At 49.1% G+C, this 14,302-nt stretch carries 9 protein-coding genes; 6 read left to right on the top strand and 3 right to left on the bottom strand.

The window, feature by feature from the left end; all coding sequences use genetic code 11:
• Positions 1-12 precede the first annotated feature (12 nt).
• Positions 13-1,779, bottom strand: coding sequence for an MDR family MFS transporter (locus tag EL633_RS30255; protein ID WP_246039297.1), 1,767 nt, complete (start codon positions 1,777-1,779; stop codon positions 13-15).
• 471 nt (positions 1,780-2,250) lie between these two features.
• On the opposite strand from EL633_RS30255, the gene EL633_RS30250 reads away from it, so the two are divergent.
• Positions 2,251-3,189 carry an MBL fold metallo-hydrolase gene (locus tag EL633_RS30250; protein WP_126630949.1) on the top strand — a complete coding sequence of 313 codons (939 nt, stop codon included), beginning with the start codon at positions 2,251-2,253 and terminating at the stop codon, positions 3,187-3,189.
• A 70-nt stretch (positions 3,190-3,259) separates the two neighbouring features.
• Here the strand turns inward: EL633_RS30250 and EL633_RS30245 are convergent, their stop codons facing one another.
• Both EL633_RS30245 and EL633_RS30240 read right to left on the bottom strand, forming a co-directional pair.
• Positions 3,260-3,685, bottom strand: coding sequence for an ACT domain-containing protein (locus tag EL633_RS30245; protein ID WP_126630948.1), 426 nt, complete (start codon positions 3,683-3,685; stop codon positions 3,260-3,262).
• A 185-nt stretch (positions 3,686-3,870) separates the two neighbouring features.
• Positions 3,871-4,869: a helix-turn-helix transcriptional regulator gene (locus tag EL633_RS30240; protein WP_126630947.1), complete on the bottom strand. Its 999-nt coding sequence runs from the start codon at positions 4,867-4,869 to the stop codon at positions 3,871-3,873.
• Between the two features lie 768 nt (positions 4,870-5,637).
• Here EL633_RS30240 and EL633_RS30235 point away from each other — a divergent pair.
• The 5 genes from EL633_RS30235 to EL633_RS30215 all read left to right on the top strand — a co-directional run bounded on the left by EL633_RS30235 (position 5,638) and on the right by EL633_RS30215 (position 14,013).
• Positions 5,638-7,491, top strand: a complete 1,854-nt coding sequence (locus EL633_RS30235) for an ABC transporter ATP-binding protein (RefSeq protein ID WP_126630946.1) — start codon at positions 5,638-5,640, stop codon at positions 7,489-7,491.
• On the top strand, positions 7,488-9,344 hold the full coding sequence (locus EL633_RS30230) for an ABC transporter ATP-binding protein (protein WP_126630945.1): 1,857 nt from the start codon (positions 7,488-7,490) through the stop codon (positions 9,342-9,344). Before EL633_RS30235 ends, EL633_RS30230 begins: the two co-directional genes overlap by 4 nt.
• A 693-nt stretch (positions 9,345-10,037) precedes the next feature.
• Positions 10,038-11,771 carry a peptide ABC transporter substrate-binding protein gene (locus EL633_RS30225; protein WP_126630944.1) on the top strand — a complete coding sequence of 578 codons (1,734 nt, stop codon included), beginning with the start codon at positions 10,038-10,040 and terminating at the stop codon, positions 11,769-11,771.
• Between the two features lie 130 nt (positions 11,772-11,901).
• Complete coding sequence (locus tag EL633_RS30220) at positions 11,902-12,864, top strand: ABC transporter permease (RefSeq protein WP_126630943.1); 963 nt, start codon at positions 11,902-11,904, stop codon at positions 12,862-12,864.
• A gap of 12 nt (positions 12,865-12,876) precedes the next feature.
• Positions 12,877-14,013: an ABC transporter permease gene (locus EL633_RS30215; protein WP_246039296.1), complete on the top strand. Its 1,137-nt coding sequence runs from the start codon at positions 12,877-12,879 to the stop codon at positions 14,011-14,013.
• The last annotated feature ends 289 nt before the right edge of the window (positions 14,014-14,302 follow it).

Below are 14,302 nucleotides of genomic sequence, written 5' to 3'. Positions count from 1 at the left end.
TTCTGGCTCTTGTCAGTGCAGTATTACTGGGGGCGAATTGATCGATGTATGGTCTGCTGCTGGATTCGTAGTGGAATTGCTCCTGCGATCTTGCAACGGTTTCTCTTCAAGGAAGAAGACCAGGACCAGGCTTATGAGCATGAATGCCAGGCTGAGGATAAAGGTATTATAGATACCTTGTGCCAGACCCAGCCTGACCGCGTGCATTAGCTGTCTGTATTCGATCATTCCTTGCGGTCCCAGGATGGTAAATTGTTTGAGGACCGTGCTTTGTATGTCATGTGAAAGCAGAATATTGGGATTGTCAAAAAGAGCGATGACCTTTGTTGGTAGCAGTTGCCGCGTTGGCGCTGGAATCGATTGATGAAAGGTTGGGCGATAGCTGGCCGCCATCACAGATCCCATGGCGGCCAGCGCGATTGTGCCGCCAATCTGCCGAAAAAAGGTTAATGCTGACGTTGCCTGTCCAAGTTTATCTGGCAATGCGTTCTGTACAATCATTGAATAGAATGACATACCGAAGCCGGTGCCAAATCCCAGCACGATCATCGCGCTCCAAAGATCATTGGCGTTTGCATTAACATTGAGCCGTAGCAGCATAGCTGCCCCCAGCACACTGATAAGCATCCCTATAATCGCAATCATCTTATATTTCCCCAGTCGCGAAACGATCTGTCCTGAGATGATGCTACTCCCGACCAGCGTTAAGGTCATTGGGGAGAGCAAGAGGCCACTATCTGTGGCTGAGATGCCGAGAATACCTTGCGCGAATAGCGGTAGAAAAAAGACGCTTCCCAGCAGTGACATGTTGGCGGCCATTGTAATCAGGACGCTAATCACAAAGATGCGATTGCGAAATAGACTGGGATCGATGATCGGCTGTCTGTTCAAGTGTTCTTTACGTCCCTCAACCCATACAAAAGTGATGAGCGTGATGCCTGCGCCTGCCATAAGCCCTAAAATTTGAGGTGACAGCCATGCATAGGTACTGCCCGCCCAGGTAAATCCCAGGAGTAGGGCCGAGGTTCCCAGAATTAGTAAGGCTGCGCCTGAATAGTCGATTGTTATGCTGGTATTGCCACGTGTCGTCAAAGAGGGCATCAAGAAGATCAGCACCAGGAGAGCCAGGAGTCCAATTGGAAGATTGATATAAAAGACCCAGCGCCAGTTAGCGTTTTCAGTAATCCAGCCGCCAACAGCCGGTCCAATGACTGATGATAGTCCAAACACAGCCCCCGTGACCCCCTGCCATTTTCCGCGCTCACGTGGTGTAAAGAGATCGCCAACCACAGCGATCGCGATAGGAAGTAGTGCGGCCGCCCCTAATCCTTGAAAGGCGCGAAAACCTATCAGCGCATTCATCGATGGCGACATCCCACATAAAGCCGATCCAGCCAGAAAAAGCACAATTCCAACCAGGAAGATCGATTTTCTTCCATATAGATCTGATAACTTGCCATAGATCGGAACCATGACCGTAGACGTTAAAAGGTAGGCAGTCGTAACCCAGGTATAGCGATCAAAGCCTCTCATCTCTGACACAATATGCGGCATCGCAGTCGAAACAATCGTTTGATCTAACGACGCCAGCAACATCACCATCAGCACACCGGCCATCGTGAGCACGATTTCACGTTTGCTGTAGAGAGGCATATCTATGCCCGCCTGCAATGAATAATTTTTCTCCATAAGCCTTCCAAACAGTCCTGCAGCATGGGCCACAAATTCTACATCTATTATCTCTATGCCAGTGCCCCCTCCACCCTTGTGGAAAAGCATCAGTGCCCCTTCCACCCTTGTGGAAAAGCATCAGTGCCCCTTCCACCCTTGTGGAAAAGCATCAGTGCCCCTTCCACCCTTGTGGAAAAGCATCAGTGCCCCCTCTTCCACCCTTGTGGAAAAGCATCAGTGCCCCTTCCACCCTGTGGAAAAGTGCCAGTGGACCCTCCCTCACCCCGTGGAAAAGTACCGGTGCCCCCTCCACTCTGTGGAAAAGTGCCAGTGGACCCTCCTCCATTTTTGTGTGGTGAGGTGGGGCCGCAGCCCCACCTCACCACACAAAAATAAGGCGAGCGCCGCAGGCGCGAGGCCTCCGCTTAAACTGATGCATACCACTTAAATGTAAAGCTACTACAAACAATCGACCACAATAATCAACTTTGCTAGCTTGCCTTATCAGATCAGACATGATACCCTTGGGCTGGACATGCTTTTTGTCACTTTATATTCTGAAAACGAGGCCGTCGCTTTATGAGCTATTCTCTTTCCTCCTTCAATTCTCCATATTTTCAACTGGAACAGGTAGCTGATGGTATTTATGCTGCGCTTGCCAAAGGAGGAGCAGGAGCCTGGGGTAATGCTGGCATTGTGGATCTAGGCGGGCAGACACTGGTATTTGATACGTTTAATACGCCTCAGGCTGCGCTTGGCTTGCGGACAGTCGCGGAACAGTTGACTGGTCGCAAGGTTACGTACGTCATAAATAGTCATCATCATAGTGACCATATCTGGGGCAACCAGGCTTTTGAAGACGCGACTATCTATGCTACCGATAACACCTTTGATCTTATGCGTACCAAAGGAGTGGCCCGTCTGGAACGTATGCGTTCACAGCCGATTCCACTCCAAAGTTTGGAGGCGGCATTAGAGTTGGAGCAAGATCCTGAGCAGCGAAAAGATCTGGAGTTGTACATCAATGAGATGCGACAGGTAACTATGGCCTTGCCCAACCTGACGTTGCGCCTGCCCGATGTCACCTTTGAGCACCGTCTGGCCTTTGCTGGCTCTAAACGTACAGCCGTCCTGCTGACCTTTGGAGGAGGACATAGTCCCAGCGATGCTTTCCTCTATTTTCCTGAAGAGTCCCTGGCCTTTATGAGTGATATCGTACAGATTGGTTTTCATCCTGCTATGGGGGATGGCAATCCTGATGAGTGGTTACGTATTCTGGCCAGGATAGAGGCACTACAATTGACCACTATTGTTCCCGGTCATGGCCTGATCGGCACGGGACAGGCGGTTGGTGTAATGGGTCAATATATTCAACTGCTTCAGCAGATGGCTTATGCGGCCCCTTCCCTGGATGAATTGTTGGCGGTAGAGCCACCTGCTTTTTGTGCTTCATGGCAAGCCAGACCTGTATTTAAAGAGAACCTGCAATTTCTCTACAATCTAACACATAATCTTTAGCACCGTCTGCCTGAAGCATTGCTTCCTGGCACTGCCCATATGTTGAATATGTGTTTATTGCCAGGGAACGCTATTGGATGGCATAGGGAACTGTGACCTTGTTTTCGCTCCGAATGACATGTCCAGTCTGGGTCAGAAGCTGGATGGCGTGGTTCAGATTTTCTTCTTTGATCAATATATGGCCGGTATCAAAGGTGGTGGTGGTGAAGACGCTCAGATGTGCATTTGCCAGTGGGGTAAGGACCGACGCTAAAATCCCACTGGTATCATGGCTGAAAGGGCCCTCAATGCGTAGGCAGCGCCAGCCCTTTGTATAAATAACTTCTTCTGGTATGTTATCCTGTGGACAAATAATAGAGAGCTCTTCGTTGGTTTTGGTTATTGCTACAAAATTTCCGTTCAGGATGTCTTCTGAGATATGCGCCGTTGGTTCTAAGCGGCAGATCGCTAGCATATCTGGTTGAAGTGCAAGCACCAGTCTTTTATGTGTTGTCATCGCCTTATCCCTCTTCTTCTGCTTCTTCTCATATATCCATTCTTCGGCGTTATACCTCAACACTGAAGCTTCCTATTACATAACCACTTTTAGTGTGTCACATTCTCTGTGTTTTCTCAAATTGTGGAATAAATGTATTGGTGGGAATGTTTTGATTAAAGAGAGATGGGAAGAAATAAAAGATATCAGCTATATATTTTGGTGATTGCCTGGGCCGTCTGAGCGACAGCCATGCGGACGTGGGGAGGATCAAGCACAGTAGCATCCGCCCCTAATCCAAGGGCGTAAGAGATTGCGTCATCCATGGATTCCGCATTCACTTGCACAATGGCACTACCATCTGGTTCCTCTTTGAGGATCGTGACATCTCCATGCAAAGTACTATAGCGGGCAACCGCTTTTACATGGAGTTTGAAGATGATTGGTGGCTTTAGCTTTTCAAGCTGTTTGCGAGCTTCGCGCCAATAATCATGCAGATCAAAATTTGGTCGTGGTGTAATCGTCTCTTCATGTACATACACTTGTTCAATATCACTGACACGTAATGTATGAAAAGAGCGGCAGCGTTGACAGAACGCCACCAGATACCAGCGTCCTACACGTGCGTGCCGACGACTGAGGCCCTTAAAGACCAATCCATGAGGTTCGATACGTCGCCAGAGCATACCTGCTCCGGGATGTACCTGGCAGCAACTGGTATCTGAAAAAAGCACATCCAACTGATAAGAGTTCAATACGGCCGCCCGTATCGTCTCCAGATGAGTTGGTTCCTGCGTTTTGTTGCACCAGGCAGAGGTATCCACCAGGATATGTTCCCGGGCCGCCATTACATCTATCCGGTATTCTTCAGGCAGAACCGCCTCAAGTTTCACCAGTGCATGATGTAAATCGGTATCACCGGCAAATAAATTATGATTGCCAGAGATATCCGCACTCAGAATTAAAGAGATGGCTTCCTCACGTGTAAAAATAGCTGACTCTAAGTGATAATCATCCGGCAAATAGTAGCCGCCCCCTGGTCCATATTCCATGGAAACAGGAACATGTGCCAGTGAAAGGGTGATGATATCGCGATAGATCGTGCGTGTTGAGACCCCTAAAATGTTGGAGAGGCGCTGCGCTGTCATCTTTCCACGGGCCTGTAACAATACCGTAATTGCTACAAGTCTTTCAGTCTTTTGCATATCTTTTATTATGTGCTACTCATCTTTAAAAAACAAGAGGAAACCAGCATAAATCCTGACATTTTAGTTATTTTCATGTTGACTACTTCCCACCTGCGGCGGGAAGTAGTGATAGAGAAGTGTGAATGTGGTGTGTGGTGGCGGGCCACCACACACCACATTCACACTTCTCTATGATGATGAAGGTAGTAAAGCGGGGGTGCAGGGGCGGCGAGCCACCTGCCTGGGGAACGGGGGCTGTGCCTCCAAACTTCTTTCCTCTCTGTGGCGGCCAGAGGCAGCAAGAGAGATGCGGACGGTAAAGCGGGGGTGCAGGGGGCGGCGAGCTACCTGCCTGGGGGAACGGGGGCTGTGCCCCCGAACCTCTCTCTCCTCCCTGTGGCCGCCGCAGGCGGCAAAGATAATTCTAGCTGTATAGACAATGTAAAGCGTAATCACAGGCTAATTTCCGGGAAAAAATAAAATTTTCCGGAACGAGATAAAAACTCAATTGCAGAAATTTCCAAAAAAGAAGTGCAATGACTGACAAGCGTATGTCAGCCATTTCCTTTTAGACTCTAAATAGATGATACTAACCTGTCACATCCGTCGATGTATGTGACTATCGGCGAGTAATATTCGCCGAAAAGTTTTATACGTCAGGTATTAATGACAGCGCTATAGGTCATTTTTGTTGTATGGGCATGGCCAGAAATGCCCCGACGTGCGCTGGGTATGTGAACGGGCTCTCGCGGGTTAAAAGCACGTCAAGAAAGGAATAATCTGGAAATGCAGGTAAAACAGGTTAATCAACAATCTCCTTCATCCCCAGGTGTATCTCAGTGGAAAGAGAATTGGCGCATCTATATGCGCATTATCAAGTTGCTCAAGCCTCATTGGGGCCAGGCGCTTGGAACAGTGCTCTGCATTGCTCTGGCGACTGGTTTCTCCTTGATGGTACCTTGGCTCTTACAATGGGTAGTAGATGTAGGCATTCGCACCGGTCGCTTCCAGGATCTCTTGTGGATCGCGCTAGCAATTCTGGTAACAAGTGCGTTACGCGGTCTTTTTTCATATGGGCAAGGGTATCTTTCGCAAGCCATCTCATCCCTGGTCGCCTATGATTTGCGTAATACGCTCTATGATCATTTGCAGAGTCTTAGTTTTTCATTTCATGATGATTCCGAGACTGGTCAGCTGATGTCGCGTATGACGGCTGATATCGAAGCTGTGCGTAACTTTTTCCCAATGGGTCTGATGCGTGCCCTGGTGGCGGTGGCTACATTTGTTTCTGTGACTGTCCTATTATTGCGACTCGATGTATATCTGGCTCTTATTACGTTAATTTCTGTTCCTATTATGTTAATTCTCTCGGCGCAAGTTGTCAAACGTCTACGCCCTCTCTGGCTATCAGTGCAAAATGGCGTAGGTGATTTAAGCACGATCATGCAGGAGAGTCTGAGTGGTGTGCGTGTGGTGAAGTCGTTTGCGCGTGAGGACTATGAAATTGAGAAGTATGGCAAGAAGAACCAGGAGTTGCGCGAACTCAATATGAGTGCGATGCGCTTATCGGCCTGGAATCAGCCATTGATGGTACTTTCTCTGAACGTGGTGACGGTGCTGGTCTTGTGGGTAGGTGGTATCGCTGTCATCAATCGGACATTGAGCCTGGGGACGCTGGTTGCGGTTACCAACTACATTCTGTTGTTGGGTGCGCCCGTGCGTACGTTTGGTTTTATGATTAACTGGTGGGTACGTGGTTTGTCCGGCGGCACACGTATTTTTAGTGTGCTGGATACACCATCTGATGTTACCGATGCGCCCCAGGCTAAAACCCTGGAAAAAGTTGCTGGCCATGTGCGTTATGACCATGTTTCTTTTGCTTATGGCAATGGCGTAGAAGTGTTACATGATCTGAGCATTGATGCCCAGCCGGGTCAGACCATCGCTATTCTGGGTCCAACCGGAAGTGGCAAAAGCTCTCTGCTACACCTGCTGCCTCGTTTCTATGACACGAAGGATGGACGTGTGCTGGTAGATGGTTCAGATGTGCGCGACGTGACGCTGGCTTCGCTACGGCGTAACATTGGTCTGGTCTTGCAAGATGTCTTCCTCTTTAATGCGACGATTCGTGAGAATATCGCGTATGGTGTGAACGGTGCTACCGACGAGCAGGTCATTGAGGCGGCGAAGGCTGCCCGTATCCATGATTTTATCCTGGCCTTGCCGGATGGTTATGATACCTGGATTGGTGAGCGTGGTGTCACGCTTTCAGGTGGACAGAAGCAGCGTGTGGCGATTGCACGCACCTTGTTATTAGATCCAAGTATTCTGGTTCTGGACGATTCAACTTCCAGTGTCGATATGGAGACTGAATATATGATTCAGCAGGCGCTTGAAGAAGTGATGCGTGGACGCACGACGTTCGTGGTGGCATCCCGTTTGCGTACCATTAAAAACGCGGACCAGATTCTAATATTGGAGCGTGGCCGTATCGTGGAGCGCGGTACCCATGCCACGTTGTTGAAGCGTAATGGTCCCTATGCTCGACTCTATGACTTGCAACTGCGTGAGCAGGAAGAGTTTGAGGCCCAGATGCTGGCGACTGAGCCTGGTGAGATGCAGAGAGAGGTGTACCATTGATTAAGGAAAAGAAGAACGAGCAGACAGCCTCTTATGCTACCTATAAACGGTCCCATACGTGGATCGAGAATAGTCTGGCACATTCCGATGAGGAGGAAGGATCAGGCTTCGATTGGAAGCTTGTCCGCATGTTCTTTCCGTATATCGCGCAGTATAAGACGCCCGCCACCTGGAGTATGGTGCTGATGGTGGTCTATACCCTGCTCAACCTGCTGAATCCCTGGTTGATCGGGTTGGCGATCGATAACTTCATTACACGTAGCGACCTGGTGGGACTGGGAATCCTCAGTATCATCTTTCTGGGCGTGAACATTGCGATGTGGCAGGCGCAATACTGGCAGGTCTGGACGATGTCCTGGGCCGGTCAGCAGATCCTGTTTATTCTGAGCGCGGACATGTTTAAGCACTTACAGCGCTTATCTTTAAGCTTCTATGACCATACCCAGATTGGTCGCGTCATGTCACGCTTACAAAGTGATATTGATGTGCTGGAGGCGATGTTAAGTTCAGGCTTGCTTTCGATGATTGGCTCGGTGATCTCACTGATCGGCATTATTATCCTGATGCTGGCGATGAGCCCCTTGTTGGCCTTGCTGACCTTTGTGGTACTGCCAATCATGTTTGTGATCGCGGCCTACTGGCAGAAGTATGCGCAGAACTCTTTCCGGCGTACGCGTGCCTCGATCTCGCTGGTAAACTCGACCCTGCAGGAGAATATCTCCGGCATGCGTGTGATCCAGAGCCTGGTGCGTGAGGATCGCAATCGTTCTGAGTTTTCTGATCTTAATGCCTATAATCGTGATACCAACCTGGACTCCAGTAAGATCGCGGCGTTAGTCTTGCCTCTGGTCGAGGTTGTGGCGGCCCTGGCGATCTGTCTGGCGGTCGTCTATGGTGGTGTCCTGGTTTCACAGGGACATCTGCTGGTTGGTACACTGGTTGCTTTCGTACTCTACATCAACCGCTTCTTCGATCCTATTCGTGATCTGAGTCAGCAATATACGCAGTTGCAGCGCGCAGGCGTGGCGGCCGAACGTATCTTCCAGATCTTGAATATGAAGGTCGAGATCAAGGATGATCCTGAGGCGATCGAACTACCGAAGATTAAGGGTGACGTTGAGTTCCGCGATGTCGTCTTTGGATATAATCCTGAGCGTCCAGTCTTGCGTGGCTTAAACTGGCAGGTCAAAGCTGGACAGACAGTGGCGATTGTGGGACCAACGGGTGCCGGTAAAAGTACGATTATTAGCTTATTGACGCGCTTCTATGATATCCAGAGCGGCGCAATCACTATTGATGGCTATGATCTACGCAAGGTCACACAGAAATCCCTACGCCGCCAGGTAGGTGTAGTGCCACAGGAGCCATTCCTGTTTACGGGCTCGATTGCGGATAATATTCGCTATGGCCGGCTTGACGCCACGGATGAAGAGGTGATGAGGGCTGCCGAGATCGTCGGCGCGCATGACCTGATCATCCAATTACCAGAAGGCTATAATACTCCGATTCGTGAACGAGGCCGTAACCTGAGTATGGGACAGCGTCAGCTGATCTCCTTCGCACGTGCGCTATTGGCCGATCCACACATCCTGATTCTGGATGAAGCAACGGCCAACATCGACACCTTTACAGAAGCCATTGTGCAGCAGGGCTTGAAAAAGCTCTTGCATGGCCGTACCGCGTTCGTTATTGCGCATCGTCTCTCGACGATCAAAGACTCTGATTGCATCGTTGTTCTGCAAGCTGGTCAGATTGTTGAGCAAGGGACCCATAACGAGCTGCTCCAAAGTGAAGGTGAGTATGCGGCCCTCTATGCTATGGGCTTCCGCCATACTGCAGGAGCTGCAGTCTAACTGTAATCTTTTGTCATCTATAGATCAAAAATGGTTCTTCATGTTTAACATGAGGGACCATTTTTTTATATGCCAGTATATCTTTTCTCTTCGATAGTGTTTGTTTCCCACCCTCATCGTGGGGCGTACAGCCAGCCGCATTCGGGCCCTGCAGGGCCCACCCTTCTTTTAAGTGTGGTGTCAAATGTTGCGCATCGCGCAACATTTGACACCACACTTAAAACCGTTGGAGCGCCAAAGGCGCGAAAAAATAATCAGCGAGACATGGATTTGACACCACATGTAAAAGATTTGGAGCGCCAAAGGCGCGAAAACTTGAATGGAAAGATTGTGAAGAGCCTGAAGATAAAGTATTCGCTGGAGGCTGTAAAGGGTGCTCTGGAGTGTATTCCTGGCGATCGCCGAGGTGGCCGGAATGCGCATAGGTGGCACGGAAATTCCGCGAGTTTTCCGCGTTATTCGGCGCGATTTCCGCGAGTTTTATTGCCGTCTTTGTGTATTATGTCTTGTGTGTTCTGTGTGGGAGCGACATACAAGACTCTCTATGAGCGTAAGAAGTGCTCTATGTAAATAAATTGAGAGCAGTAAATCTTGACGCGGATGGTTGGGAATGCATGTGTGCAGATGCTCTCTGGCGTGCCCCGATGCTCCACAGGCACGACGCATACTTACATATGAAGGAGTAATTCACTTATGCGCTCAGGCAAAAAAATCACGACGATGCTGCTACCTACACTCCTTTGTTTATTCGGTGTCCTGCTCTCCGCCTGTGGCGGGGGCTCTGTACCTGGTAGTACTGGCAACACCAACAAAACAAAGGCCGCTGATAGCCAGCAAGTTTATCGCTGGGCTTTTCGTCTACCCGATATTGCTTCATTCGATCCTGGTATCGCTACCGACAATACCTCGATCCAGGCAATTAATATGGCCTTTACCGGTCTGGTGCAGTTAGACGATCAGCTAAATATTAAGCCGCAGCTGGCTCAATCTTACGATGTTTCTGACAATGGATTGACTTATACATTCCACCTGCGACCAAACCTGAAGTTTAGCGATGGTAAGAAGCTGGATGCAAACGATGTTGCATATACGCTTGATCGTTCTCTTTCACCAGAGATCAATGATCAGTCGGGCGTTGCTCTGACCTATTTAGGACTGATCAAAAATGCTCCTGAGCGCACAACAGGTAAGGTCAAATCAGTAATTGGCACAGGCGTGATCGTTAAAGATCCCAATACTGTGGTGATTAAACTGACCAAAGCCACCGCCTATTTTTTGGGCGCTCTGACCTATCCCACGAGCTTTATCGTGGAGAAAAGTGTCATTGAGAAGTATGGCAACAAATGGACAGATCACCTGGCCGATAATGGTGGACAGGGCGGTAATGGTCCTTTCAAGGTTAAAGAATATAGCCATAACACAGGCATCAAGTTTGTGCCTAATCCAAACTACTATGGTAAGCAGCCACAGTTGAAAGAAGTTGATTATCTGCCATATAAAGATCGTCAGACCAGCTATAACTCTTATCTGGCCGATCAGGTAGATATCACTGATGTGCCATTGCCACAGGTTCGCCAGGCGAAGAGCCGTCCTGATTTCACTCAGAACGATGCTCTCACCATCTTCTATGTTGGTATGAACTACAAAGTAAAACCTTTGAACAATATCAATATTCGACAGGCTCTATCCCTGGCTCTGGATCGTGACACCATTGTGAAGGCAGCCTGGCAGGGTGCTTATACACCAACCTGCCACATCATTCCTAAAGGTCAGTATGGTTACAATCCTGATCTGAAGTGTCCTGCTGGTTCAGATGCCCGTGGTGACAAGAAGAAAGCCGTTGAGCTGCTTGAAAAAGGTCTAAAAGAAGAGGGCCTGACCCGTCAGACATTCCCTCAGATTACTCTGACCTATCCTACGCAGTCACCTGAAGCTGCTAATGAGGCCGCGACAGAGGTTCAGATGTGGAAGAGCGTACTGGGTCTCTCGATTGGCTCAACATCAATCAGTCAGAATTCTCTCTACACTGCTCAGGTTCAGACACAGGGTAAAGATGGTCCATTGCAGATGTGGCTGGCCGGTTGGGGTGCTGACTTCCCCGATCCTCAGGACTGGATCTCCCTGCAGTTTGGTCAGGACGCACCAAACAACGCCTATAACTATGGCGACAACAACAGTTCCACCGTCGCTACCCAGAAAGATCTGCAAAAGCAGATGCTGGCCGCAGACGTTATGACTGACAAAGCTGCTCGCTTGAAAACATATAACAAAATTGAGCAGCAGCTGGTCGATGATGTTGCCTGGTTGCCGATTTATCAGCGCCCAGACATCCGTCTCTTGAAGCCATATGTCGTTGGTTTGAAGTTCTCTGCTGCATCGATTATTCCCCCTGATGAATGGGCCAATGTTTATATCGCACAGCACTAAACACTGGTTTCCTTACGCAAGAGGGTCATCCTCTCAAGCTTATCAGTAAAAGCAGGGATAGTGATACAAACAAGAGTATCACTATCCCTGCTTGAGCATCCTCTGACAAGAGAGAGGCGAGGAGTTTTGTATGGTTCAATTTATATTGAAAAGGCTCATAGGCCTGATTTTTGTGGTAATAGGAGTAACCTTTATCACCTTTACCATGGGTTATTTTGCTCCTGATGACCCGATTAAACAACTATTGGGACAGCACTATACTCAGGAAGCATATTTACAATTAAAGCATGCTTATCATCTGGATCTTCCATTCTTTCAGCAATACTTGAATTTCTTAACTGGACTTTTCCATCTGGATTTTGGTTTATCATTCCAATCTAAGGGTCGGCCAGTCTGGGATATTTTGAAGGATGGCATCCCTGTCTCGATCGAGCTGGGCCTCTGGGCTCTATTGGTGCAATTGGCCCTGGGTATTCCTCTGGGTATCTATTCTGCTATTAAGGCGCGTACCTGGGTTGATACCACCAATATGCTGGTTATGTTGATTATCTATGCCTTGCCATCTTTTGTACTGGCTACTTTTGCGCAGATTTTGCTGGTATATTTAGATACATCGATTCCAGGACTCAACTGGCCGGTCTCCAACTGGGGAACTCCCTGGCAGTATAGCTGGACTGATATTCAGTATAAGCTGGTGCCGATTCTTATTTATGGTGCTGCTGGCTTTGCTTATTACGCACGTCTGGCTCGTACCAGTATGCTTGAGGTACTCAATCAGGATTATATTCGTACCGCACGTGCGAAGGGCCTACTTGAGAAAGCAATTACCTTCCGCCATGCGTTCCGTAATGCTTTGATCCCACTGGTCACTGTGGTCAGTGTCTCTCTTGGTTTCCTGGTTTCAGGTGCGTTCTTTGTTGAGCATGTCTTCAATATTCCGGGTATTGCTGAGACAACCCTGTCTTCGGTGGGTGCGAGTGATTATCCGGTCATCCAGGCCACGACGGTGGTGCTTGCCATCGCTGTTGTGTTGGGTAATTTGCTTTCTGACATTTTGTATACCGTCGTTGACCCCCGCATTAAGTCAGAATAGGAGGATATGTAGATGAAGGATCGTACAGATCGGGGATTGAGACCCACGCGTTTTACTAGTAGTGGAACGCCAGTTACCAGTCCCTTTGATCAGCCAGGCGTTGTGGCTCCTGATAATACCGTAGAGCCAATTGAACCTGAGATGCAGCCTATTGCCGCATCCGTTTCCGGTGGGCCAGAAGATCCACGCAAGCAGCAGCGAACGCCGTTCCAGGAATCTTTCAGGCGTTTCCGCCGTGACAAAAAGGCTATGATTAGCCTGAGCGTGATTATCTTCCTGATTGTTGTAGCTATCCTTGGTCCTGTGATCTATCAGCATATTGGTGGGACATATAACAGTACCACCAACGGTGCCATCGGACCTGATCAGTACCACAGCTTCGGACATGCTGAGGTTGATCGCCTGACTGAAGGCCCTTCCGCCCAATACTGGCTTGGAACCGATGGTCTGGGACGTGATATTCTGGCTCGCCTGATGCAGGGTGTCTTAATTTCGATCGCGGTTGCCGTACTGGTTGAGGTTGTAGATATCATCTTAGGTATCATTGTTGGCGTGCTGGCCGGTTACTACGGTGGCTGGATTGATTTCCTGCTGGCTCGCTTCACCGATATCATGTTTGCATTCCCTGGCCTGCTCTTCTTGATCCTGATCTCAGGTATTATGGGACCATGGGCGGACAAGAACCTGAACCATATTCCGGTGATTGGCGCGAATGGTAACGCGCGTCTACTCCTGGTCTCGCTGGCCCTGGCCTTCACTATCTGGCCTCTGATGGCTCGTTATGTGCGTGGTCAGACCTTGCAATTGAAGCAACAGCAGTATGTTGAGGCCGCGAAGACGTTGGGTAGCTCTGACTTCCAGATCATTATGCGCCACATCATTCCCAATCTGTTCAGTATCGTTGTGATTGCTTCGACCCTGAACATTTCAAATACCATTATCTCTGAAGCCGGCATCAGTTTCCTGGGCCTGGGTGTCCAACCTCCCGGCTCCAGTATTGGTTTAATGGTCTCTGAAGGTGCGCAGTATATCCGTACCAATCTCTGGGTAGCTATTGTGCCCTGTACCATGCTGGCCATCATCGTACTCGCCTTCTCCTTCCTTGGTGACGGCGTGCGAGACTCCTTTGATCCTCGCGCCAAAGACTGATAAAGAAGCTAAAAGAAGAGGACGTGCCAGCTGGCACGTCCTCTTCTTTTAGCCTAAATTTCTTTCAGGGCTCTTTCCTCGCGCCTTTGGCGCTCGCCTAGATACCTTTATGCGTGTGTTGCAGGCTAGCCCGCAACACACGCATAAAGGTATCTGGCCCGATTACGGGCCGCGTCTGAAAGGAGAGCCAACATGAAATAGCCCTGATTTTTTTGCTGCTCTCTTCCTTTTTGAGGGGGAGATGTGATAAAGTAGATGAGTATGGATGGGACTATGGTTGGATGATCGT

Origin of the sequence: Dictyobacter alpinus (genome assembly GCF_003967575.1) — a bacterium.
GTDB classification, from domain to species: domain Bacteria; phylum Chloroflexota; class Ktedonobacteria; order Ktedonobacterales; family Ktedonobacteraceae; genus Dictyobacter; species Dictyobacter alpinus.
The sequence above is the reverse complement of the archived record's forward strand: the minus strand, read 5'-3'. Positions and strand labels throughout refer to the sequence as shown.

Excerpts from the sequence above, each read along its gene's own strand:
- EL633_RS30250 (WP_126630949.1), top strand. The coding sequence starts at position 2,251 with ATGAGCTATTCTCTTTCCTCCTTCAATTCTCCATATTTTCAACTGGAA.
- EL633_RS30235 (WP_126630946.1), top strand. The coding sequence starts at position 5,638 with ATGCAGGTAAAACAGGTTAATCAACAATCTCCTTCATCCCCAGGTGTA.
- EL633_RS30255 (WP_246039297.1), bottom strand. The coding sequence starts at position 1,779 with ATGCTTTTCCACAAGGGTGGAGGGGGCACTGGCATAGAGATAATAGAT.
- EL633_RS30240 (WP_126630947.1), bottom strand. The coding sequence starts at position 4,869 with ATGCAAAAGACTGAAAGACTTGTAGCAATTACGGTATTGTTACAGGCC.
- EL633_RS30225 (WP_126630944.1), top strand. The coding sequence starts at position 10,038 with ATGCGCTCAGGCAAAAAAATCACGACGATGCTGCTACCTACACTCCTT.
- EL633_RS30215 (WP_246039296.1), top strand. The coding sequence starts at position 12,877 with ATGAAGGATCGTACAGATCGGGGATTGAGACCCACGCGTTTTACTAGT.
- EL633_RS30220 (WP_126630943.1), top strand. The coding sequence starts at position 11,902 with ATGGTTCAATTTATATTGAAAAGGCTCATAGGCCTGATTTTTGTGGTA.
- EL633_RS30245 (WP_126630948.1), bottom strand. The coding sequence starts at position 3,685 with ATGACAACACATAAAAGACTGGTGCTTGCACTTCAACCAGATATGCTA.